We start from the raw sequence: 23,589 nt of genomic DNA on the forward strand, positions 1-23,589 counted from the left end.
TTTTATTCTTCTATTACAATACACTTGCCTGAAGTGATGTCCTGTTCAACACTTTTGTATTTTACATCCTTTTTGACATTTCCATTAGCATACTGTACAGAAACGCGGTCGTTCCTTCCATAAACTTTTTCTGATTTCCTTGGAGCAACGGCCTGTTTTTGTGCCCCACGGTTGGCATTGGCTGCTGCTACTGCTGCTCTGTTAGCACCTGGATTCAGGGAGCTGGTAGCTTCCTCTTTAGAAGCTTGTACTTTTGGTTCCGCCGTCTTTTGGGCCTGGGCAGCTTTTACCTGCTCAGGATCTTGTTTCGGAAGTTCTGCTTTGGAAATAAAAGAAATGATATCATCATTGAGCTTGCCAATGAATCGCTTAAACATCTCAAAGGATTCAAATTTGTAGATCAATAGCGGGTCTTTTTGCTCATAAACAGCATTTTGGACAGACTGTTTTAAGTCATCCATATCCCTAAGATGCTCTTTCCAATTTTGGTCGATGATGGCCAGGGTTACATTTTTCTCGATGGCCCTGATCAAGTCTTTACCTTCATTTTCTATGGTGGATTCCAGATTTACCACCACCCCAATCTGTTTGATGCTATCTGTAATCGGCACCATGATTTCTTTAACGGTGGCCCCACGTTGATTATGCACATCTTTTAAAATAGGTAAAGCCCGTTCAAGGATCCTTTGGTTCTTGACCTGATAATTTTGATAAGCAGCATCAAATAATTCCTGGGTAAGCACTGCTTTGTCTTTTGCTTTAATATCACTGGCCTCAAACTGGTAATCGATTCCAAGGGTGCTGTAAATATTCATTCGCAAGTTTTCCATGTCCTCAGTGGATTTGGCCATTTCGATGATATCATCACACACATCATACAAGATGTTCAGGATATCCAGCTCCAGCCTTTCACCCATTAAGGCATTTTTCCTGCGTTTATATACAACCTCCCTTTGGGAGTTCATCACATCATCATATTCCAACAACCTTTTTCGAACACCAAAATTATTTTCCTCAACCTTTCTTTGTGCACGTTCTATGGACTTGGTTATCATGGAGTGTTGGATAACTTCTCCTTCTTCCAGCCCCATGCGGTCCATCAATTTGGCAATTCTTTCAGAACCGAATAGACGCATCAGGCTGTCTTCCAGGGAAACAAAGAACTGGGAAGAGCCCACATCACCCTGACGGCCTGCACGACCTCTAAGCTGTCTGTCCACCCGTCTGGATTCATGCCTTTCTGTACCAATGATGGCTAGTCCACCTGCCTTTTTGGATTCCGGTGTAAGCTTGATATCCGTACCCCGTCCCGCCATATTGGTCGCAATGGTCACCGTGGAAGGTTTACCTGCCTCTGCAACAACTTCAGCTTCCCTGGCGTGCTGTTTGGCATTCAATACCTGGTGTTTGATCTTTTTCAGGGTAAGCATCCTGCTGAGTACTTCCGAAATTTCTACTGAAGTAGTACCTACAAGCACGGGCCTTCCCTTTTCCGTCAAATCATTGATTTCATCAACTACAGCGTTGAACTTCTCCCTGACAGTTTTATAAACTTTGTCTTCCCTGTCATCCCTTTGGATGGGTTTGTTGGTCGGGATGACTACAACGTCCAACTTATATATTTCCCAAAACTCACCTGCCTCTGTTTCAGCAGTACCGGTCATACCGGAGAGTTTGTGGTACATTCTAAAGTAGTTTTGCAGGGTAATGGTCGCATAGGTCTGGGTGGCATCCTCGACCTTTACATTCTCTTTTGCCTCAATAGCCTGATGAAGTCCATCAGAATACCTTCTTCCTTCCATCACCCGGCCGGTCTGCTCGTCCACAATCTTCACCTTGCCTTCCACCAAAATATATTCGGTATCTTTTTCGAACATGCAATAGGCCTTCAAAAGCTGGTTGACTGTGTGGATCCGCTGGGCTTTTACACCATAATCCTTAATGATTTCCTCTTTCCGGATCAGCTTTTCCTTATCATCCAAATCTTGATCCTTTTCCATATCGGCAATTTCTGACCCGATATCAGGAAGAATAAAGAAATTGGAATCTTCATTTTTCTTGGTAATAACTTCGATGCCATTATCCGTAAGATCTACCGTATTGGATTTTTCTTCTATGGTAAACAACAAAGGTTCATCTGCCTCAGGCATCATCCTTTTGTTATCCTGCAGGTAATAGTTTTCGGTTTTTTGAAGGATGACCCGGATGCCTGGTTCAGAAAGGTATTTGATCAATGGCTTATATTTGGGCATTCCGCGATAAGCCCTGAAAAGAGCCAAACCACCCTCTTTTTGGTTTCCTTCTGCAATGAGCTTTTTAGCTTCAGCTAAGTAACCTTGAATCAATTTTCTTTGCTCATCTACCAAGGTAGACACCCGGGGCTTCATTTCATAAAATTCATGTTCATCACCCCTTGGTACCGGCCCTGAGATGATCAAAGGCGTTCTGGCATCATCAATCAAAACGGAGTCCACCTCATCTATCATGGCAAAATGGTGCTTGCCCTGTACCAGGTCGTCCGCATTTCTGGACATGTTGTCTCTCAGGTAGTCAAAGCCAAATTCATTATTGGTTCCGTAAACAATGTCTGAGGAATAGGCCTTTCTCCTGGCCAAGGAATTAGGCTGGTATTTGTCGATACAATCAACACTTAATCCATGGAATTCAAACAAGGGAGCATTCCATTCACTGTCCCTTTTGGCCAGGTAATCGTTGACCGTTACGATGTGGACCCCTCGACCCGCCAAGGCATTGAGATAGGCAGGCAGGGTGGATACAAGGGTTTTACCTTCCCCGGTGGCCATTTCGGAAATTTTACCTTTATGAAGGACCATTCCACCGATCAACTGGACATCATAATGTAACATGTCCCAGATGATTTCAGTCCCTGCTGCCATCCATTTATTGTGCCAAATGGCTTCCTCTCCATTGATTTCCACATTGTCCTTTTTGGCCGCAAGTTCCCGGTCAAAATCCTTGGCTTTGACCACCAGTTTTTCGTTTTCCTTAAACCTCCTGGCAGTTTCCTTGACCACGGCAAAGGCTTGTGGCAATATTTTTTCCAATACGCCTTCCAAAGCTTCATTCCGGTCCTTTTCAACTTTATCTATTTGGGTAAACAAGGCATCCTTTTCATGGACTTTTTCTGCCGATAAAGCCTCTATTTCAGATTTGAGTTTACTGATTTGATCATCAATATTTTTGAGATCCTTGTCTATTTCAGCTTTGATCTCCCCTGTTTTATTTCTCAGCTCATCATCAGATAAACTTTGAAGTTGATTGTAGGCATCATTGATCTGGTCTACTATGGGTAATAGCTCTTTTATATCTCTATCTGACTTCGTTCCGAAGATTTTGGTCAGGCCTTTTGTTATTAAGTCTAACATATATTTTTAATACTTATTGAATAAGGGCTTTAAAATTACTTTCTTTTTATTAGAATCGGTAGTATTTGGACCTGAGTATTACCCCGATCCGTGGAAATTTCCTTTACTATTGGATTAGATGGAAATGGATCCTTTAAAAACCTGTTCTGCAGGTCCCATCAAGGAGATGTTCTGGAAGCTGCCGTTATCATTGGCTTTAAACTTTACTGCTAATTTTCCACCAGGGGTTGTGATATTGACAAGGTCTTTTTGGTTTTGTTGACCATAAACCAGGGCACATGCGGTAACCCCTGTTCCGCAGGAAAGGGTTTCATTTTCCACCCCCCTTTCATAGGTACGTACAAAAATCCCCTCATTTCCATTATTGGAAACAAAATTAACATTGGTGCCATCTGGTTGGTAGGTCTGGCTGTAACGAATCTCCGCCCCGGTATTGACTACCGGATAGTCATCTACATTTTCCACAAAGCGGACATGATGAGGGGAGCCCGTATTGACAAAGAAATCCTCTCCAGCTTTTTTAATTTGTTTGACGTTGCTCATGCCCAATTCTACCCAGCCGTCTTTGATGCACGCATCATGGGGACCGTCTATGGCCAGGAAATGGGTGTTTTCCGTTATAATGCCCAGAAATTTTGAAAAAGAAACAGCACATCGGGCTCCATTGCCACACATGCTTTGGGTGCCGTCCGCATTATAATATATCATTTCAAAATCATATCCTTCCTTATACCTGATCAGGATCAAGCCATCGGAGCCGATTCCGAATTTACGATTGCATAACTTTCGGACCAATTCCAGGTTTTCAACCTCAAATTTTTCCTCCCGGTCATCAATCATGACAAAATCATTTCCCGTGCCTTGGTACTTATAAAATGATATTTCCATTTTGCGATCTCTGTATTTTTGGTAAGCCTTTTTCCAAGGTCAAAAACCAATCCACTTTATATTTATTTTACAAACATAATCAACTTGTCATTAATTCGGACGTGTTGGCCGATTAATGGTTTTATTTTACTGTTGATTTACCTATCTTGCTATGATTGGATTTTAAAATGATCACTTTGCAATTGGATGATAAATTGCTTTAATACACAACAAAATTTTATATATGATGAAAAAAGTTTCATTTAACTCCTCAAGAAGGACTTTTCTTACTCAAAGTACAAAAGCCACATTGGCAGTTGGAATCGGCAGTAGTGCAGTGGGTTCTGCTTTTTTATCTGCCTGTGGAGGTTCTAAAAAAGGGGAAGAATCAGCAGTCCAATTGAGTACGGGTTTTGATCAAGCGGGTCTGGCATATGATTATGGTGCTTTGGAACCCCAAATCGATGCTATGACCATGGAAATTCATTATACCAAACATGCTGCTGGTTATGCCAGAAAATTGAAGGCTGCCTGTGAGGAAGAAGGGATTAGCATGGACCAGCCCTTGGAAGAGGTTTTAATGGATGTGTCAAAATATTCTACCAATGTCCGAAATAATGGGGGAGGGCATTATAATCATGAACTGTTTTGGAGTACCATGTCTCCGGAAGGAGGAGGAAAGCCTTCGGGTGATTTGGCAACAGCAATCGATGAAAATTTTGGTAGCTTTAATGCTTTTGTAGAACAATTTGAAGGGGCTGCAAAAGCCCGCTTTGGTTCCGGTTGGGCATGGCTGGTAGTGGATGAAAACCAAAAATTAAAAGTGGGATCTACCCCAAATCAGGATAATCCCTTGATGGACATTTCTGAAATCCAAGGGATACCATTGATGGGAATTGATGTTTGGGAACATGCTTATTATTTAAAATATCAGAACGAAAGAGGGGAATATGTTTCCAATTGGTGGAATGTGGTGAATTGGAGTGCCGTCGCGGAGCGATATAAACCCCTTGTTTAAAATTCTTATTACCCTACAAAATAAATTAGTTGGCTTGGTGATAAACCAAGCCTTTTTTGTCTTTTACCATTAAATGGAAATTTTTAGTCCGATAACATGAATTTTTTCCTTTAAATGAATTTTTATTCCCTTCAAAAGGTCCTATGTACCAGTCGGTTGTTGTTTGTTCTTGAAAAGTATTAGTTCGTTTATACTTTATGGCATAACGTTTGTTTCTTTTACAACTGAAATCTAAACCAACTATTAATTATTGAAACTAAAACAAAAACTGTTATGAAAAAGCAATTGAGAAATTTTGTCAAATGGATGGTGCCATTAAGTTTTGGCTTAGTATTAGTCGCTTGTTCCAATGAGGATGAGAAGCCTCAAGAAGGAAATAGCAATGTAACTTTAAAATCCACTGCTCAAGGAGAATCAGGTAGTAGCAGCGAAAATGGAAGAGTTGAAGTTGGTGCCATGAGTGTAAGTTCTTTTCAAGTAGGAACTCAAGATGCTGAAATGAAATATGTGGCCAAAGCCGAAATTGATGCTGGCATTAGTATTGGCAATGGGACTTTGTTGAGTAACGTAAGTACTGAATTGGGAGCTTCCTCCTCACAGCAAAAGAACCTTTCCTTGATTGCAGAAGGGGATAGCAAGGTGGAAGTAATCGGAGAAGGGGAAACCCCAAATGGAAATTATACCGAAGTGGTATTTAAACTTTATCAAAACACCAATGCAGGCTCCAACAGTGAGATGCAGGACAAGTCCTTGTTGATCATGGGCGAGGCAAACGGCAAGCCTGTGGAGCTTTGGATGGAAGCTGAAAAAGAATTGAGAGCCACTTCAGAATCTGCTCAAGGTTATGAAGTAGATGGTGATACGGACATGACGATTATTTTCGATATGGAGCAAATGTTTTCAGGAGTGGATATGAGTGCTGCAAGCGATTTGGATGCTGATGGTACCATTGAAATCGGACCTGGAGTTGCAGAAAATCAAGCTATCTATAGCCAGGTGGAAAGTAACATTTCCTCTTCAGTGAAATTTGTGAAACAGTAATATTGGTTATAATTGATGAGAAAAAGCCGGGAATTTTTTTCGGCTTTTTTTGTTTTTGGCTATTAATGAGTCTTTTTTTGTGGGTTCATAAAAAACCTTTAGTCCATGAAAGATCCCCAAACTTTAAGTGCTGTAGCAGCTTTTCATGAAACTTTTAAACATCCTATACTTTCTGAACCCACAATTCCAGATGAAAAAAGGACAAAGCTAAGAGTTGCTTTGATCGCTGAGGAGTTGAAGGAATTTGAAGAAAGTATCAGGGATAGGGATATTGTGGAAATTGCTGATGCCCTATGTGATATCCAATATGTATTGGCAGGGGCAGTGTTGGAATTTGGATTAGGAGGTAAGTTCAAAGAACTTTTTGATGAGGTCCAAAGGTCAAATATGAGTAAGGCTTGTAAATCTCAAGAAGAAGCTGAGGCAACTGTTGCCCACTATAAAGCAAAAGGAGAGGATTGTTTTTTTGAAAAAGAAGGAGATTTGTTTTTGGTCTTCAGGAAATCCGATCATAAAACCCTTAAATCCGTCAATTATTCCCCGGCAGATCTAAAAGGGATATTGGAAAAATAACCCCATTTCAATTGATATTAATAACTTTTGTTGGTTTGGGAAAGAAAGGGCTGCCACCACTGAGTGGGACCACGGGACCATTTTTAATTCAGTTTGAGTTTGATCAAGGGATGAAATAATGTTTTGATTTTGTTTGAATAATTAATATATTCACTTTGAAATACAAAGTACTTTTTATGGATCAACAGAAATATATAGAAGACCTTCGGGAAATTCGTGAAATAATGAATAGGTCTTCCAGGTTTATTTCCCTAAGTGGTCTTTCCGGCATTTCCGCGGGAATATTTGCCTTAATAGGAGCTTATGTGGCCTACAAAACAGTTTATGCGCCCCAAGGTGAATTGAATTATAATTCCATTTTATTTTCTTCAGAAAGTATATTAAAATTAATTTTGATAGGGGCAATAACCTTAGTGTGTGCTACAGGGGCCGCCATTTTGTTTACAAAAAGAACTGCCGAGAAAAAGCAGCAAAAATTATGGGACCATCAGACCAAGAGGCTTCTTGTTAATTTGGCCATACCCTTGTTGTCTGGTGGGATTTTTTGTTTAATGTTAATCTTAAATGGTTTCTTGGGGCTTATTGCTCCCTTGACCTTAATTTTTTATGGTCTCTCTCTTGTGAATGCAAGTAAATATACCCTGAGTGAAGTCAGGAGTTTGGGACTGGCAGAAATTGTTTTGGGATTGCTAAGTGCCTATTTTATCGGGTTTGGCCTATTGTTTTGGGCAATTGGGTTTGGGGTACTTCATATTATTTATGGAGTAGTGATGCAGTTAAAATACAAGTCGTGAAAGAATTACTTAAAAATTTAAATAAAGCATTTGAAAATAAAATTCGGTTGGGAATTATGTCTGCCTTGGTGGTTAATGAGTATTTGGATTTTAATACCCTAAAGGACTTGTTGGGAGTAACTGATGGGAATTTGGCAAGTCATCTGAAATCCCTGGAAAAACGTAAATACATCACCTTCAAAAAGGAGTTTTTGGATCGAAAACCCAACACCAAATATTCCGCTACAACTGAAGGACAAAAAGCCTTTGAAAAACATATTAAGGCCATAGAAGAATTACTGAAGTAAAAAAAATTTATTTATACACTTTGAAAAACAAAGTACTTTTAAAAAAAATATTATGAAATCAGAAAACACATTGCTTGAGAAAATAGGCGGATGGATCAGTCATTCAGTCACCTTAAAACTTATTGTCATAACTTTTCTGGCTTTATTGCTACTAATCCCAGTTTCAATGATCGGGGAAATCATTGGCGAGCGTGAGGCCCTAAACCAAAAGGTCACTACAGAGGTAAGTTCCAAATGGGCCGGAAGTCAGCAAATTAATGGACCGGTTTTAACTATTCCCTTGGTTTATGATTATCAGGAAAAAGAAAATACGGTGGAAATCACCAAATACCTCTACATTCTTCCCAGCTCTTTAAAAGTAAATGGAGAAATAAAACCTGAAAAATTGACTAGGGGGATATATGAGGTAGTTGTCTATAAGTCGGAATTAATGATTTCAGGGGATTTTGAACTGAACCACCCGATAGACCGAAATAATCTAAAATCCATCCGTTATGATAAAGCATTTTTGACAATGGGAATTTCGGATTTGAAGGGAATTAAGGAACAGGTCGGTTTCAAGTGGCATGGAGAAACTTTGGAGGTTCAACCTGGATCAAGGGTTAAGGATATATTGCCTTCTGGCATTACGGCAGATCTGCCCGACCTTGAAGAAAAATTGGATCAAATGATCCCCTTTGAGCTGTCACTTAACCTTCAGGGGAGTCAAAATATGGCTTTTGTTCCCGTAGGAGGGATTACTAAGGTAGAGATTACTTCGTCCTGGAACTCTCCAAGCTTCAATGGTAATTTTTTACCCGATAGCAGAAATGTAAGTGAGGATGGCTTTAAAGCAAGCTGGAGAATATTACAGCTGAACAGAAATTTCCCCCAAAGCTGGATAGATAACAATCAAAGCAGCAACCTACAGGCCTCTGCTTTTGGGATTGACCTGATTTTGCCATTAGATCACTACCAAAAATCTATGAGGTCAGCCAAATATGCTGCCATGACAATTATTATTACTTTTTTGATTTTCTTTTTGGTAGAAATTCTGAACAATCGAAAAATCCACCCTTTTCAATATGCACTTGTAGGATTTGCACTTTGCCTGTTTTTTGTATTGTTGGTTTCTTTGACTGAACATATCCAGTTTAATCTGGCTTATTGGATTTCTGCTTTTGGAATAGTGTGTATGATCAGTCTTTATTCATTGAAAGTGTTTAAATCTTCCAAATTAGTCGTTTTACTTGGGGTGACATTGGTTGGGGCCTTTGGCTTTTTGTTTGTTACCCTTCAGTTGACCGAGTATGCGTTATTGATGGGCAGTATTGGATTAACTATAATTTTGGCCTTAACCATGTATTTTACCAGAAATGTGGATTGGTACAGGATCGGTGTAGGGAAGGATTGAACCAGGAGTATGGAGTTAATTTCTAATTGCTGATATTATTCTGTCTTTCCCTTTTAAGTCTTGATGTAGGCGAATATTTTGATATTTCAACTGCTCCAACAATTTCTCCAATTCTTTTCCCAAGGCTTCATTAATCTCAAAATATAATTTACCCTTGGGTTTTAAGGATTTGAGGCCTTTTTGGGCAATAGTTTTGTAGAATACCAATGGATCATCATCGGAAACAAAAAGAGCAAGCCCAGGTTCATGCTCCAAAACATTACTATGCATCCAAGCCTTTTCCAATTCCCGGACATAGGGTGGGTTGCTGACCAAAATGTCCAGGTTCCTTAATGGGATTTTATCTTTTAGAATATCCTTTTGATGAAATTCCACTTGTGCTTGCAGGTCTTCTGCATTAGCCCTGGCAATTTTCAGGGCATCAGGGCTTACATCCAGGGCATGCACTACAGGCTGCTGCATCTCCAGGAATAATGTAATGGGGATACAGCCAGAGCCGGTCCCAATGTCCAATATTTTCAAGCCTTTTTCCGGGTTTTCCCGGATTATTAAGTGCACCAGTTCTTCCGTTTCATTTCGGGGGATCAAAACCCCAGGCTCTACTTGGAATTCTCTTCCATAAAATGGGGCCCATCCAATAATGTATTGAATAGGTTTGCCTTCTTCCAAAGCTTTTACTCCCTCTTCAAGTTCTTCAGGGTAAGGTCCAATTGATTTATCCCTGATAATATCTGCCCGGCTGATGTCTAAATAATGTTCCAATAACCAAAAGACTAATTGTTGGGCTTCTGGTTTGGGGTATTTTTTTTGGACCCTTGTAAGCAAATCTTGATACAACTTCCGGATGGCAATCATTACATGTAATCTATTTTAGGGTAAGTTCCCTGGGAAAGGATGGGGTATAACTTTTTCCAATTTTAGGAAAAAAAAAGGTGATTGCCGAAAGGTGGGGGGAAAAGGTGGAGCATTACTTCCATCTTCCTTTTTTCTGATGTTTCGGATGGATTCCAAAATATTTTTTGACCTGTCCAGGAGGCATCTTTTTACTTCTTTTTTTATGATGGTAGTGACTTCTATGATGTTGGTAATCATAGACAACACAGGAAGAAAAGAGAAAACTGCTGCCCATTATAAAGGCCATTAGGATTAAAGATTTTTGGAATGTTTTAATCATATTGGTCATTGGGCAATTTTTAGACCAAAATTCCTTTTCTCTGTAATAGGTGAATTAAGCTTGGAAAATTTAAGCTTAACTTTTTAAATTTTCCCGTAAGAATACATATTGATATAAATCCCCTACTTTTCCAGCTTTGATGAATCCGCCCTTAAGGATGGCTTCTTCTTCAAATCCAGCTTTTTCCAATACCCGCATGCAGGCAATGTTGAAATCGTACACGGGGGTGTAAATCCTCTGCACTGGAAATTTGGCAAATAAATGACTCACAAATAGTTTAACTGCTTCGGTAGCTATTCCTTTACCCCAAAATCGCTCCCCTACCCAAAATGACAATTCCATATTCGTCTTTAATTCGTCTTTTCCAATTTCTACCCCAATGGATCCAACCAACTCTCCGTTTTTTTCAATGGCCATGTTTTGGGGGGGATTGAATTTGATGTTATGCTCAATCCAAAAACGTGCATCATGTATAGTGTAAGGCTGCGGGAAACTGTCCTTAAGGCTTTTGGCTATTGCCGGATTGTTTGCAAGAGGATACAGTTTGTGGAAATGCTGACCTCCCCAGGAAACCAGTTCCACTCCATTTTCGCCTTTAATTCTCATATTAGGTATAATTGGTTTGTAGTGTTTCAGATAAACCAATAATTAGTGCATATTTCATACCTAAAATGTATTTCGGGCTAATTATTTTTCAAATAAAAATGGCAGCAGGTGCGTAATAAATTTTGGAGGGATTTATAATTAAAAATTATTAGTCAATGAGCTAAAAAATGAAGAAAAAATAGTGGCATGGAGAATTATTTCTCCATGCCACTATTTTTTAACCTTTCGGCATTTTCTGCAAAGCGAAGAGCACTTATAAATTCTTCAATATTCCCTTCCATAATATCGGGAAGGTTGTATACGGTTTTATTGATTCTATGGTCAGTTACCCTACTTTGAGGATAATTATAAGTTCGGATTTTGTCCGAACGGTCTCCACTGCCTACCATTGACCTTCTTTGAGCGCCTACAGCTTCATTGTGCTTAGCCAGTTCAATTTCATAAATCCTGGAACGGAGCACCTTTAAGGCTTTTTCAAAATTTTTGATCTGGGATTTTTGATCCTGACATGTAACAACAATTCCGGAGGGTTCGTGGGTTAACCTTACTGCCGAATAAGTGGTGTTGACGGATTGTCCACCTGGGCCAGAGGAACAATAGGTGTCTTTTCGGACATCATTCATGTCGATCTCCACATCCACATCTTCCATTTCCGGAAGGACGGCCACTGTTGCAGCAGAAGTGTGGACCCTGCCTTGTGTTTCGGTTGCCGGAACCCTTTGTACCCGGTGAACGCCGGATTCATATTTTAGCTTGCCATACACATCAGCACCCGAAACAGTGCTAATAATTTCTTTATAGCCTCCAGCTGATCCAAAAGTCAAATCAAGAATTGTGAGATTCCATCCTTGCTTTTCGCAAAACCGCTGGTACATGCGAAAAAGGTCACCAGCAAAAATGGCTGCCTCATCCCCACCAGTTCCACTCCTGATTTCAAGGATACAATCCTTAGAATCATTTGGATCTTTTGGAATCAGCATTTGTTTTAAATCCTTCTCCAGGACTACTTGTCGGTTTTTTAGTTCATCTAGTTCAGCCTTTGCCATTTCCCGGAAATCCGGGTCTTTTTCATTTTCCAAGATTTCTTTTGAACTGTCAATGTTTTCAAGCACCAACTTATATTCATTGTAGGCCTCAATAATTTTTTCCAGGTCTTTGTATTCCTTGGTCAGTTTTGTGTAATTATTCATATCCGACATGGCATCCGGCTGAATAATCAACTGCCCCACTTCCTCAAATCGTTCTTTTATGGCCTCTAATTTGTCAAGCATAGTAATTGAGTTTTTCGAAGAACAAAATTAGTAAAATTAGCGGTAATTCGATGGAGCCATAAAAAGGAGTGGCGGAAGAACACTTTTAAAACTTTTTGGATGGTATTTATAAAATCGGTTATTTTTAACCTTTAATCACTGAATGATCCTTTATGAAAATATATTTCAACTTAATATCGCTTGTGTTTTTCCTCTGGGCCTGCAATTCCGGAAAAAAGGTAGAAAAAGAGGTCTTGGAGGAGGTCAACCAATCCATGGAAATAAAGAAAGTCAGTGAGGCCGAAATTCTCAATGAATCCCTGAAATGGGGAAATGAAATTGCTGAGGAAGCACAAAAAGAGTTGATGTCTGCCCTTCAAAAGGCAATAGCGGATAAAGGTGTAAGTGGAGCTATTGAATATTGTAATGCTCAAGCTTTTCCTTTGGTAGAGAAGGTGGGTGAAAAACATGGGGTGGAAGTGAGCCGTGTTTCCCATAATTATCGCAATCCAGCTGACCAACCCAATGAAATGGAGGCCATGTTATTGGATGCTTATGAATATAATGAGGAAAATGGGATAGAGAGCAAGCCCAATATCCAAGAGATAGATGGAGGGGAGGTTTTACTGTACACAAAAGCCATAAAGATTCCTGGTGGACTTTGCTTAAACTGTCATGGGGAACCAGGGAAAGATATTTCTGCAGAAACCTTAATGAAATTGGATGAATTATATCCAAAAGATAAGGCTAAAGGGCATAAAGTTGGAGATCTAAGAGGAATATGGAGTATTGCAATTCCTAAAAAAGAAGTGGTAAAGCGACTATAATAAAAGTCCTGAGACGAAGGATTTTGAGAAATTAAATTCCTGTGAACATCCTTTCTTCATATCAGCTAGTAAAACTTAACCAAGGGAGGAGAATTAACAAGAGGGGAAAATAAAGAGGAAAAAATGGCGTTTGATTTGTCTTATTTCTGGCTCCCCAAATGCTAAATACCATATTTTGATTTCTTCAAAGGGTAAGATTTCCACATAATATTAAGTTGCAACTCATTAAACTTTTCTTCAATTTGCATTTCCCCAATCCAAAATGGCTTGAGGGACTTGAAAGTAACCAACCCTTCATTATTCACTTCTACAAAGGTGGCATATTGTACCTCGATCCATTGGCTCTCTTTATCGATTTTCATTTCGATCAGGCTTTTTTCGGGAGCATGTAACTGCAGTGAACCTTTTGGAAACCATTTTTTTAATTCCCCGGACCGGGCAGGGAAATATCGCATTGGTCCATCAAATAGGACAATGTTTAGGGATTCCAGCTTTTCAGTCAGGGAAAAGGCTTCACGGTGGTCAAAACCGAGGATATTGACTGCAGTATGTTTAGAAGCGATTAGAAATTGCAAACCCTCCTCCAGATAATTGTTGGTTTGGACTGAAAGGAACTTTACAGGGTATTGTTCTTCTAAAAGTTGGAGATTTTGTTTTTGAAAATTTGGAGAAGCCAATATTACATCCACTTTGATTCCCCAGGACAAAACCCGGTCCAATGCATTTTCTGCCACAAGTACCGTGGGTACCCATTCCAACAAAGAGGAAATTTGATCAAATTGGAAATCTTGAGCATCCAAAATTAGCAAGGCAGGTTCTTGTTGGTCTTTGACTATATGGTGTGAAGACATGAATGTTTTCAGATTTTTTTCAAAGGTACAATAAAGTTAGTGTATTTATGGGGGGTGATTTTTTGAAAGAAGAGCATCCTTGCGATTGGGTTCGCCAATAAATGCCAGTTTTTTTTTACTTTTAAGGCTTCAATTTCGTAAACCCAACTGGGTTTGAAGCCCAATTGGAGGAAAAGATGTACTTGTTTATTGAAATAAGTGGCACTTAAACACTAAAATTAAAAACCATGGCATTATCAAAACCAATCAATTTTAAAAGGTGGATCGATGAAAACCGTCATTTGCTCAAACCACCAGTAGGTAACCAGCAGGTTTACAAAGGAAATGAAGATTTTATTGTCATGGTGGTAGGGGGACCCAATGCGCGGAAAGATTACCATTATAATGAAGGTGAGGAGTTTTTTTTCCAAATGGAAGGGGATATTGTGTTGAAGGTTATTGAGGATGGAAAGCCTAAGGATATAGAAATCAAGGAGGGAGAAATATTTCTTCTGCCTCCCAAAGTTCCTCACAGCCCAAGAAGGCCTGCCAACACCGTTGGGTTAGTCTTTGAACGGTATAGGCGTCCTGGGGAAAAGGATGGTTTTATCTGGTATTGTGAAAATTGTCATAACAAGTTATTTGAGGAATATGAGGAGATCAATGATATAGTAAAGCAATTGCCCCCCATCATGGAAAAGTTTTGGAGCAATCCGGACCATACTACCTGTGATGAATGTGGGACAGTGATGGAGAAATGATAGGGCGACCTGAGAATGGCTATTAGAAACTGTTGAAACGTTGCATGATCTAAATTAGGGAAGGATGACATTGCCCAATTACCAATATTCAAAGGAATTTGCACGGGAAATGGATAAAAAAGACCCCTTAAGGAAATTTAAAGATCGATTTATTTTTCCAAAGGTGGGAGGGAGAGAAGCCATTTACTTTTGTGGTAATTCTCTTGGCTTACAACCCAAGGCTGTGAAAGAATATGTTCAAAAAGAACTGGTCCAATGGGGGGATAAGGCGGTAGATGGCCATTTTGATGGAGAGCAACCTTGGTTTAATGTTCACGAAAGGGCGAAAAAGGCGCTAGCTCATATTATTGGGGCCCGGGAACATGAGGTGGTGGCTATGAATAGTCTTACTTGCAACCTTCACCAATTGATGGTGTCTTTTTATCAGCCAACTGGTGAAAGGTTTAAAATCATTACCGAAGCAGGAGCCTTTCCTTCCGATATGTATATGTTGGAAAGCCAGGTAAATTTCCATGGTTTTAGCCCAGAGGAGGCTATTATAGAGCTTTCTCCCAGGGATGGCGAACATACCCTGAGGACCAAGGATATCATTGATGCTATTGAAAAAAATGCAAATGATCTAGCATTGGTTATGATGTCAGGCTTGCAATATTATACCGGGCAAGTATTTGATATGCAACAAATCACTCAAGCAGGTCATCGGGCGGGGGCTATGGTGGGTTTTGATTTGGCGCATGCTGCAGGAAATGTTCTCCTCCACCTACATGACTGGGAAGTTGATTTTGCCTCCTGGTGTAGTTACAAATACCTTAATTCGGGCCCGGGAAATGTTTCAGGGATTTTTGTTCATGAAAAATATGCCGATCAACCTGGCCTTAAACGGTTTGCTGGTTGGTGGGGGCATGTTGAGGAGGAGCGTTTTCAAATGGAAAAAGGCTTTAAACCCATGTATGGTGCAGATGGTTGGCAAGTTTCGAATGGAAATGTACTGGGAATGGCTGCCCATCAAGCTTCCTTGGATATATTTTATGAGGCAAATATTCATCAATTAAGAAAGAAAAGTGAACTATTGACCGGTTATTTGGATTTTCTTATACGGGAAATTGGTGGCCAAAATGGGGTGTTGGAAATCATCACCCCAAAAGAACTTGATCAAAGGGGTTGCCAGTTGTCCTTGCTTGTCCACAAAGGTGGAAAGGCAGTATTTGATGAGCTATATCAACATGGAATTGTTGGGGACTGGCGAAATCCCAATGTTATTAGAATAGCTCCCACTCCCTTGTATAACAGTTTTGAAGAGGTGTTTCGATTTGCAGAGATATTGAATCAATCCTTGGATAAATTTGCTTAATATATCAAAACCTATAGTATACAACCTATTAAACTGAACTGTGTTAATGAAAAACAATAACGTAGGCATAATTGGAGCAGGACTGATCGGCTCGCTATTGGGTATTTACCTTAGCAAGAAAGGAATGGATGTTTCCATTTACGAAAAACGGTCTGACCAACGGAAAAAAGATAAAGCCCAAGAAGGGAGATCTATTAATATGGCTTTGAGTGACCGTGGTTGGAAAGCCTTGGAAAAAATTGGGCTTAAGGATAAAGTAAAGGATTCTTCCATCCCAATGTATGGAAGAAGGATCCATGATGAACATGGACAAACTACCTTTTTATCCTATGGAAAAGAAAATCAAGCTATTTATTCGATATCAAGAAGTCATTTTAATCAGATATTGATAGAAGAAGCTGAGAAGGAGGGGGTTAATCTTTGTTTTGACCATCGCTGTGACCATGTGGATATATATAAAAATGAAATGTATTTTTCCCTTCCTGATGGACGCAAGCTCAAAAAGGTTCCAGATGTTATTTTAGGAGCTGATGGGGCTTATTCTTCCTTGAGGGATGCCATGCAAAAGCAAGCCCGGTTTAATTATAAGCAGGAATATATTTCCCATGGATATAAGGAATTGTCTATTCCCCCAAAAGATGGGGATTTTGCCATGGATCCCAATGCCCTTCATATTTGGCCTCGAGGAACTTTTATGTTAATTGCGCTTCCCAATCCTGACAAATCATTTACTTGTACCTTGTTTCTGCCATTTGAGGGGGAAAAGGTATGTTTTGAAAAAATCAATGATGAAGAGGATTTGGAAAGTGTATTCAGAACCTATTTTAATGATGCATACCGTTTAATGCCAAATTTGAATGAGGAGTTCTTTGGAAACCCAACCTCTTCTTTGATCACCATAGAATGTTATCCCTGGGTCGCCCACAAGTCACTATTGATAGGGGATTCTTCTCACGCCATGGTGCCATTTTATGGTCAAGGGATGAACTGTGGTTTTGAGGATTGTTTTATTTTGGATGGCTTGATTGAAAAATTTGGGACTACCTCCTGGGATTTAGTTTTCGAGAAATTCCAAAAAATCAGAAAACCGGATACAGATGCAATTTGTCAATTGGCGTTGGATAATTTTCTTGAGATGAGGGACAGCGTGGCTAACCCTAAATTTTTGATCAGGAAAAAAATTGAGGCCAAGTTGCATGAACTGTACCCTGAAGAGTGGATTCCTTTATATACCATGGTGACATTCACGGATTTGAGTTATGCAGATGCATATGCTCAGGGAAAATTGCAGGATGAAGTAATGGACAGGGTAATGTCAGATCCCTTGATTACCCAAAACTGGCAAAATCTCGATTATGAGGATATTATCCATCAGATAGAAACTGCCAAGTTGGTATAAAAAAAGCCCGGGATTTATTCCGGGCTTTTTTATTTATCAATACCTTCTTTTTTTGACTATCTGGGCATCCATGGAAATGTTCCCCGGACCTCTCATAAATAGTAAAATAAAAATCACCAGATATAGTAAAGAAAGTTCTTTGTCCGCAAATGGATCTCCACCATGAATTACAAATGCTGCTACCAACATGGTGATGGCCATAGGAATAATGGCCAGCCTGCTCATAAATCCCAGTGCCAAAAGAATGGAACAGAAAAACTCTGCAAAAATGGTCAATTGCAGAGATGTAGCTGTTCCAATCCCTAAGGGATCTGGAAATTGGGTCAAATATTCGCTGAATTTGGTGATTTTGGCCCAACCATGTGTCATCATCATAGCTGCGGCACTCACCCTAACCAGCAATAAGGCAATATTGGTAGCAATTGGATTGTTGGAAAAAAGGAAGTTTTTCATTTTTCTTATGTATGGGTTCCCTCAATTTTTGATAGTATTATTAGCCATGCTTAATAGAATCCATCAAAATTTACAAAAATCTGACCAAACTGAATTTAGGGGGTAGAATCTCTCATTAATCCCAAAGCTTTTCGGGATAATCCCCATTGTTATGTAATTTTTTCAAGGCATCTATGACCACAGGTTTATCCTTGGAATAGGTGACCCCAAACCAGGTTTTACCTCCTTTTAAGATGGAGAAAGATGCTTTGTTTTCTTCAATAAGGGTGTTTACAACTGTTGGGATGTAAAATTCTGCCTTTAAATTCCCCTTGTTTTCAGGAAGGAAAGCTTTCCAAATCCTTTCTGTTTCATCAAAAAATGATGGGTGAAAGCCCCAGCAATTCATGGATACGGGATTGTCAGGATCAATTTCAATGACATCCCCATCCGATTTGCTTAGGATTTTTCCTTCCTCACGGGTAATGGCAGTCCTTTCAGTCATACCAATTAACTCATTGTCCTTATTTGTTTCACAAATCCCCCGACTCACAGTTCCATTTTCAGAAAGTACATCCTTGATAGCATATCCAACCATGCAATGTTTATTTTCTTTTACCTGGTTTTGAAGAAAATCACCCAGTTCCTTGAATGCCTCTTTTCCATAAAAGTCATCTGCATTAATTACCGCAAATGGTTCATTGATTTTGTCCTTTGCACACAAAACTGCATGGGCAGTTCCAAATGGTTTTACCCTGTCCGGTTCCTGATATTCTTCGGGAACATAGCTTTCTAAGGACTGAATGGCAAAATCAATTTCTATTTTGTTTCCGATTTTATCTACAATATTGGTTTTGACCAAATCAAGGATTTCTTCTCTGACAATAAAAACTACTTTTCCAAATCCTGCACGGATGGCATCATAAATAGAGTATTCAATTATGGTTTCTCCATTAGGTCCAAAACCATCGATTTGCTTGTTTCCACCATATCGGCTTCCTATTCCTGCGGCTAAAATTAAAAGTGTTGGTTTATGCATTGATGTAAAATATAAAGGTTTTTGATCTTTCATGAATTAAGGTCATAAAAATAACGGTTTCTTTTGAAGTGACCATATAGACAGGTGTATTAAAAATAAATAAGGCATAGGGTGAAAAATGCCGTCCAATTTTAGAAAAAATGTTAAAATATTGTAAAAAGGGTGGTGTTTTGATCTTAAAAATCCTTAAAAAACATTTTTTTTGATAAAAAAGGTGATAATGTAAACTTGAATCCCTACTTTTGCACCCGATTAGGTCTAAAGCAGTAATAATTGTAACCAAACAGAACATCAATTGAATAAAATGAAAAAAGTGGAGGCAATAATTAGGACATCTCGATTCGAGGTGATTCATAAGTGTATCGCAGCCTTGGGCGTAAAATTCCTAACCTTCTATGAAGTGAAAGGAATGGGCCTGGAGCATGCGAAGAAAGAGACGTATAGAGGGGTAGCCTACGAACCAGCATTTATTCCAAGGACTAAATTGGAAATTGTAGTCACTGAGGATCTGGTGCAGCCGTTAATCGACTGTATTTTGAAGGAAGGTAGAACAGGTGAAATCGGAGATGGAAAAATCTTTGTCACTGATGTGTTGGAGGCATACCGGGTAAGGAACAGTGACGAGGGGCCTTCAGCCCTTTAAGGAAATCTTTCCAATTAGAATCTTAGGAACAAAAAGGAAAATTATTTATGAATCAAGAAATATTTACCATCAACAATGTGTGGATGATGGTTGCCACAATACTAGTGTTTATTATGCACCTGGGCTTTGCTGCTTTGGAATGTGGCTTGACCCGGGCCAAAAATACCATAAACATTTTATTTAAGAACACCATTATCCCTGCTTTAGGATTATTGACATATGCTTTTATTGGGTTTAACCTTATGTACCCTGGAGATGTTTTTTCTGGCGGTTTTTTGGGTCTGAGCGGTTTAGGGTTAAGTCTTCCTGAAGGTTGGGATACATCCGCGTATAGCGAGGGGTATACCTTCTTTACAGACTTTATCTTTCAGGCAATGTTTGCTGCAACAGCAGCTACCATTGTGTCTGGAGCAGTTGCAGAAAGGATCAAACTGGGGCCATTTCTGTTTTTCTCCCTGATTTATGTAGGGATTTGTTACCCAATAGTTGGTATGTGGAAATGGGGAGGTGGATTCTTGGATACCCTTAGTACCCCGTTTTATGATTTTGCCGGCTCTACTATTGTTCACTCCGTAGGCGGATGGGGAGCATTGGTTGGTGCGTATTTGTTAGGTCCAAGAATTGGGAAGTTCACTGAAAGAGGTATGAATGCTATTCCTGGTCATAATATCCCAATGGCAGTTATTGGGGTGTTTTTACTATGGTTTGGATGGTTTGGATTTAACGGTGGTTCCGTGTTGAGTGCAGACCCAGGTACCGTTTCTTTGGTTTTCGTAACTACCTCCATTGCAGGTGCAGCAGGAGCTTTTGGAGCATTAATTGCTTCTTACTTGAAGTTCAAGTCCTACGATATTACCATGGTGCTTAATGGGATATTGGCTGGTTTGGTAGGGATTACTGCCGGTGCAGATCAAATGGCCGTTTGGGAATCTGCCGTTATCGGATTGATCGGGGGAGCTTTGGTAGTTTTTGCTGTTGTTTTCTTTGACAGATTAAAAGTGGATGATCCAGTGGGTGCTATTTCTGTTCACTTGGTTGGTGGAATTTGGGGTACCCTTGCCGTTGGAATCTTTGGTGATTTGGCCAGCTTTTCCCAGTTCATTTCCCAGTTGATAGGAGTAGCCGCAGTTGGAGTTTTCTGCTTAGTATCCAGTTGGATTTTATTCTATGGAATGAAAAAGACTGTAGGCATCCGGGTCCATGAACAAGAAGAAGTTGAAGGCTTGGATATTAGTGAGCATAGCATGAGGGCCTATCCAGATTTTGCTACCAAGGAGTAATAATTAAAAAGAAGTGACTAGTCCTGAATTAACGGATACAGTTTTTATAAGGGAAAAAAGCTGCCGGTTTAACCGGCAGCTTTTTTTATATTCTTTCTGAAAAGGTTTTGTTTTTTTAATCTCCTTAAAGTGCCTAAAGATTTTATTTAAAATCGATGGAATGTTGTTTGCCTAAATGAATTATGGGTTATCTTATTTTACATGGATAAAAAGTATGCAGTATTAAGAGGTTAATGTTTAAGCCGGCTTTTACTTGTCTCCGGCTATAAGTCTGTTAATAAATATTGATTTTTTCTTGCCCAAGAGAGGCTTTTAGATTATGGACATATTTTCTTTATTCATTGGGATATTACCAATAACGGGCATCTAAAACCATCATAATTGCCATTCCCATTACCAGGGAGGAAAGAACTAAAGCCCATTCCTTTCTATTGACCCCCAAAAGACCGATTAAAATAGAAGATAATAGGATTAAAATGCCTACTACTGCCAATTGTCCTACCTCTACACCTAGGTTAAATCCTAACATGGGTTCTATAATGGCAGTGCCACTTCCAAATTTCCCTCTTAAATAATTGGAATAACCTAATGCGTGAATCAAACCATAAAATAAGGCAAAAACATAATTAGCTTGAATGCTATTGCCACTTGAAGGTCGGGGTTTGAGTATATTGAAAAAAGCTGTGATTAGGATTAGAATTGGGATTAAGAAATTGACAAGGTTATTGCTGATGGAAAAAAGGTTCAAAATGGCTATTCCAAGAGCGATTAAATGGCCAACTGTGAATCCGGTAGCCAAAACAAGTAACTTTTTCCAATCCCTTAAAAGATAAATGGCACATAGAACAGCAATGAAAAGAATATGGTGAAAAGCGTAAATGTTTAAAACATGATGGATGCCTGTATTAAAATATGCTTGAAATTGGTTCATGTTTAACTTCAAATTTAAATGTTGAATGCGATATTTACTTTTAAAATGAAAAGCCCAATTCCTTTTTTGGGCAGTCAGAGGCTGCTATTATTGGGTTTAAAATTAAACCGTAATATTAAGGCTTAAATGGGAAATTATTTAAAAAATCGTGGTTAAATGTAGGGTGAAAATTTTCGGCTATATGGATTAATCCTAATAAATGGCATTAAATAAATTGAAATTTTTTACTCAGTTAAAAGTGTTTATTTTCCTATTTCCGAAATAACCAGTTCATCAGGGTTTGCGTGATTTTTATTTTTCTAAATCCATATGGGGGATAAAGTATTTTGGGAAGAGTCCTCCCTACCCTTTGTTTTAGAACCGACTTTTCATTGGAAAAAGACAAAAAACCTGCATAGCCATGGGTTTTCCCCATTCCGCTTTGATTTATTCCTCCAAAGGGGAGTTTGTTTTGCATAAACTGTAATCCGCAATCATTGACACAAACAGTTCCAGAGCTTGTATTCTTAAGGAGAAAATCTACAACAAAATTTTCCTTAGTGAAAATGTATTGGGCTAAAGGCTTTGGTTTTTGATTGATCAGGTTTACGATATCTTCAATTTGATTATAAGTAATTATGGGAAGGATGGGGCCAAAAATTTCTTCCTGCATAAGGAGCATTTCATCATTTATCCCTTCTAATATGGTGGGTTCCATAAAAAGCTCATTTTCAATTATTTTACCTCCGTAAATAATCTTGGCCCCTTTAAGTTGAGCATCATTTAGCAAGAATTTTAACCGGTCCAAATTTTCAGAATTTATTATCCTTCCATAATCCTTGCTCAAGGCCCCTGCTTTGGGATTAGAGGAAAACATTCTTTTGACCTGTAGGGACAATTCCTGAATAAAAAGGTCTTGTTGTGATTCATGAAGTAAAAGGTAGTCAGGTGCGATGCAGGTTTGACCACAATTCATGAATTTGCCAAAAGCTATTTTGTGAGCCGCATCCCTAAGATTAATCCCTTTGTCCAGTATAATGGGGGATTTTCCCCCTAATTGAAGGGTGACTGAAGAAAGGTTTTGGGAGGCTGCTTTCATCACCATTTTTCCCACATTGGTGCTACCGATAAAGTGGATGTGATCGAAGGGTTTTGAAAGTAATAAGTTGGCAATTTCTTGCCCACCTTCAAAAACTGCCACTTCATTTTCATTAAAATTTTCTTCCACCAATCTACGGATCAGAGCAGAGGTGTGGGGAGTCAGTTCTGAAGGTTTGATAGTAACTGTGCAACCTGCTGCTATTGCTGAAACCAAGGGGCCTATGGTTAAATTGAAGGGAAAATTCCACGGAGAAATAATCAGAACCGTTCCTTTGGGTTCATAGTGGATAAAAGATTTACTCCCCAGCATATGGGTAGGAGTACTCACTTTTTTTTCTGCCATCCACTGAGCAAGTTTTTTAAGGGCCAAATTAATTTCTAAAAGTACAAAAGTAGTGTCTGTCAAATCTACTTCAGTAGCTGGTTTTTTAAAATCCGCATAAATGGCTTTCCGGATTTCTCCCTGGTTGGTTTTGATCCAATCTTTTAACCGCATCAGCTTTTCGGACCTTTCTTCCCTTGTGGACGAACGGAGCTTTATGGCTTGTTTTTCCTGGGAAGAAAAAAACTCATCAATTCTTGAAGTAGATACCCCTGTAAATGATTGGTTCATGTTAAATACAGTTT

At 39.2% G+C, this 23,589-nt stretch carries 23 protein-coding genes; 13 read left to right on the forward strand and 10 right to left on the reverse strand.

The genetic code is table 11. The annotated features are described in order from the left end of the window. Nucleotides 1–2: 2 nt before the first annotated feature. Nucleotides 3–3,386: a preprotein translocase subunit SecA gene (gene secA, locus QWY93_RS08140; protein ID WP_290247695.1), complete on the reverse strand. Its 3,384-nt coding sequence runs from the start codon at nucleotides 3,384–3,386 to the stop codon at nucleotides 3–5. Between the two features lie 114 nt (nucleotides 3,387–3,500). After that, on the reverse strand, nucleotides 3,501–4,274 hold the full coding sequence (dapF, locus tag QWY93_RS08145) for a diaminopimelate epimerase (RefSeq protein ID WP_290247696.1): 774 nt from the start codon (nucleotides 4,272–4,274) through the stop codon (nucleotides 3,501–3,503). A 226-nt stretch (nucleotides 4,275–4,500) separates the two neighbouring features. On the opposite strand from dapF, the gene QWY93_RS08150 reads away from it, so the two are divergent. The 6 genes from QWY93_RS08150 to creD all read left to right on the forward strand — a co-directional run bounded on the left by QWY93_RS08150 (nucleotide 4,501) and on the right by creD (nucleotide 9,359). Then, a complete protein-coding gene (locus QWY93_RS08150; RefSeq protein WP_290248841.1) occupies nucleotides 4,501–5,271 on the forward strand; it encodes a superoxide dismutase in 771 nt (256 codons plus the stop codon). A 273-nt stretch (nucleotides 5,272–5,544) separates the two neighbouring features. After that, nucleotides 5,545–6,312 (forward strand): hypothetical protein, encoded by a 768-nt coding sequence (locus QWY93_RS08155; RefSeq protein ID WP_290247697.1) that lies wholly within the window; start codon nucleotides 5,545–5,547, stop codon nucleotides 6,310–6,312. Nucleotides 6,313–6,417: 105 nt separating this feature from the next. Next, complete coding sequence (locus QWY93_RS08160; protein WP_290247698.1) at nucleotides 6,418–6,885, forward strand: nucleoside triphosphate pyrophosphohydrolase family protein; 468 nt, start codon at nucleotides 6,418–6,420, stop codon at nucleotides 6,883–6,885. 176 nt (nucleotides 6,886–7,061) lie between these two features. Further along, nucleotides 7,062–7,679, forward strand: coding sequence for a hypothetical protein (locus tag QWY93_RS08165; protein ID WP_290247699.1), 618 nt, complete (start codon nucleotides 7,062–7,064; stop codon nucleotides 7,677–7,679). After that, nucleotides 7,676–7,966, forward strand: a complete 291-nt coding sequence (locus tag QWY93_RS08170; protein ID WP_290247701.1) for a winged helix-turn-helix domain-containing protein — start codon at nucleotides 7,676–7,678, stop codon at nucleotides 7,964–7,966. The genes QWY93_RS08165 and QWY93_RS08170 overlap by 4 nt, the downstream gene beginning before the upstream one ends. 52 nt (nucleotides 7,967–8,018) lie before the next feature. After that, the gene (creD, locus tag QWY93_RS08175; protein ID WP_290247702.1) at nucleotides 8,019–9,359 is read left to right on the forward strand and encodes a cell envelope integrity protein CreD; all 1,341 of its coding nucleotides are present in this window, start codon (nucleotides 8,019–8,021) and stop codon (nucleotides 9,357–9,359) included. A 15-nt stretch (nucleotides 9,360–9,374) separates the two neighbouring features. On the opposite strand, the gene prmC is transcribed toward creD, so the two are convergent. Then, complete coding sequence (gene prmC / locus QWY93_RS08180) at nucleotides 9,375–10,214, reverse strand: peptide chain release factor N(5)-glutamine methyltransferase (protein ID WP_290247703.1); 840 nt, start codon at nucleotides 10,212–10,214, stop codon at nucleotides 9,375–9,377. Nucleotides 10,215–10,359: 145 nt separating this feature from the next. Between prmC and QWY93_RS08185 the strand changes: the two genes are divergently transcribed. Continuing rightward, a complete protein-coding gene (locus tag QWY93_RS08185; protein WP_290247704.1) occupies nucleotides 10,360–10,503 on the forward strand; it encodes a hypothetical protein in 144 nt (47 codons plus the stop codon). 105 nt (nucleotides 10,504–10,608) lie between these two features. Here QWY93_RS08185 and QWY93_RS08190 read toward each other — a convergent pair whose 3' ends face one another. Together QWY93_RS08190 and prfA are read right to left on the reverse strand one after the other, a co-directional pair. After that, nucleotides 10,609–11,139, reverse strand: a complete 531-nt coding sequence (locus tag QWY93_RS08190; RefSeq protein ID WP_290247705.1) for a GNAT family N-acetyltransferase — start codon at nucleotides 11,137–11,139, stop codon at nucleotides 10,609–10,611. 194 nt (nucleotides 11,140–11,333) lie between these two features. Next, a complete protein-coding gene (gene prfA / locus QWY93_RS08195) occupies nucleotides 11,334–12,410 on the reverse strand; it encodes a peptide chain release factor 1 (protein ID WP_290247706.1) in 1,077 nt (358 codons plus the stop codon). 152 nt (nucleotides 12,411–12,562) lie between these two features. Between prfA and QWY93_RS08200 the strand changes: the two genes are divergently transcribed. After that, a complete protein-coding gene (locus QWY93_RS08200) occupies nucleotides 12,563–13,216 on the forward strand; it encodes a Tll0287-like domain-containing protein (protein WP_290247707.1) in 654 nt (217 codons plus the stop codon). A gap of 161 nt (nucleotides 13,217–13,377) precedes the next feature. Here QWY93_RS08200 and QWY93_RS08205 read toward each other — a convergent pair whose 3' ends face one another. Beyond that, a complete protein-coding gene (locus QWY93_RS08205; protein ID WP_290247708.1) occupies nucleotides 13,378–14,067 on the reverse strand; it encodes a thiamine pyrophosphokinase in 690 nt (229 codons plus the stop codon). Between the two features lie 227 nt (nucleotides 14,068–14,294). Here QWY93_RS08205 and QWY93_RS08210 point away from each other — a divergent pair, with 227 nt between their 5' ends. From QWY93_RS08210 to QWY93_RS08220, 3 genes are all read left to right on the forward strand, one after another. Then, nucleotides 14,295–14,807 (forward strand): 3-hydroxyanthranilate 3,4-dioxygenase, encoded by a 513-nt coding sequence (locus QWY93_RS08210; RefSeq protein ID WP_290247709.1) that lies wholly within the window; start codon nucleotides 14,295–14,297, stop codon nucleotides 14,805–14,807. Nucleotides 14,808–14,871: 64 nt separating this feature from the next. After that, entirely contained in the window at nucleotides 14,872–16,158 is a 1,287-nt protein-coding gene (gene kynU, locus QWY93_RS08215) for a kynureninase (protein WP_290247710.1), read from the forward strand. A gap of 46 nt (nucleotides 16,159–16,204) precedes the next feature. Next, complete coding sequence (locus QWY93_RS08220) at nucleotides 16,205–17,557, forward strand: FAD-dependent oxidoreductase (protein WP_290247711.1); 1,353 nt, start codon at nucleotides 16,205–16,207, stop codon at nucleotides 17,555–17,557. Nucleotides 17,558–17,593: 36 nt separating this feature from the next. On the opposite strand, the gene QWY93_RS08225 is transcribed toward QWY93_RS08220, so the two are convergent. Both QWY93_RS08225 and QWY93_RS08230 read right to left on the reverse strand, forming a co-directional pair. Then, nucleotides 17,594–18,010 carry a DoxX family protein gene (locus tag QWY93_RS08225; protein WP_290247712.1) on the reverse strand — a complete coding sequence of 139 codons (417 nt, stop codon included), beginning with the start codon at nucleotides 18,008–18,010 and terminating at the stop codon, nucleotides 17,594–17,596. Nucleotides 18,011–18,125: 115 nt separating this feature from the next. Further along, a complete protein-coding gene (locus QWY93_RS08230; RefSeq protein ID WP_290247713.1) occupies nucleotides 18,126–19,028 on the reverse strand; it encodes a nucleotidyltransferase family protein in 903 nt (300 codons plus the stop codon). Between the two features lie 304 nt (nucleotides 19,029–19,332). Between QWY93_RS08230 and QWY93_RS08235 the strand changes: the two genes are divergently transcribed. Together QWY93_RS08235 and QWY93_RS08240 are read left to right on the forward strand one after the other, a co-directional pair. Continuing rightward, nucleotides 19,333–19,671 carry a P-II family nitrogen regulator gene (locus QWY93_RS08235; RefSeq protein WP_290247714.1) on the forward strand — a complete coding sequence of 113 codons (339 nt, stop codon included), beginning with the start codon at nucleotides 19,333–19,335 and terminating at the stop codon, nucleotides 19,669–19,671. 47 nt (nucleotides 19,672–19,718) lie between these two features. Further along, nucleotides 19,719–20,951 (forward strand): ammonium transporter, encoded by a 1,233-nt coding sequence (locus tag QWY93_RS08240; RefSeq protein ID WP_290247715.1) that lies wholly within the window; start codon nucleotides 19,719–19,721, stop codon nucleotides 20,949–20,951. 349 nt (nucleotides 20,952–21,300) lie between these two features. On the opposite strand, the gene QWY93_RS08245 is transcribed toward QWY93_RS08240, so the two are convergent. Both QWY93_RS08245 and QWY93_RS08250 read right to left on the reverse strand, forming a co-directional pair. Continuing rightward, entirely contained in the window at nucleotides 21,301–21,882 is a 582-nt protein-coding gene (locus QWY93_RS08245) for a HupE/UreJ family protein (RefSeq protein WP_290247716.1), read from the reverse strand. 250 nt (nucleotides 21,883–22,132) lie between these two features. Beyond that, on the reverse strand, nucleotides 22,133–23,575 hold the full coding sequence (locus QWY93_RS08250; RefSeq protein ID WP_290247717.1) for an aldehyde dehydrogenase family protein: 1,443 nt from the start codon (nucleotides 23,573–23,575) through the stop codon (nucleotides 22,133–22,135). Between the last annotated feature and the right edge of the window lie 14 nt (nucleotides 23,576–23,589).

Source organism: Echinicola jeungdonensis, assembly GCF_030409905.1.
Classification (GTDB): domain Bacteria; phylum Bacteroidota; class Bacteroidia; order Cytophagales; family Cyclobacteriaceae; genus Echinicola; species Echinicola jeungdonensis.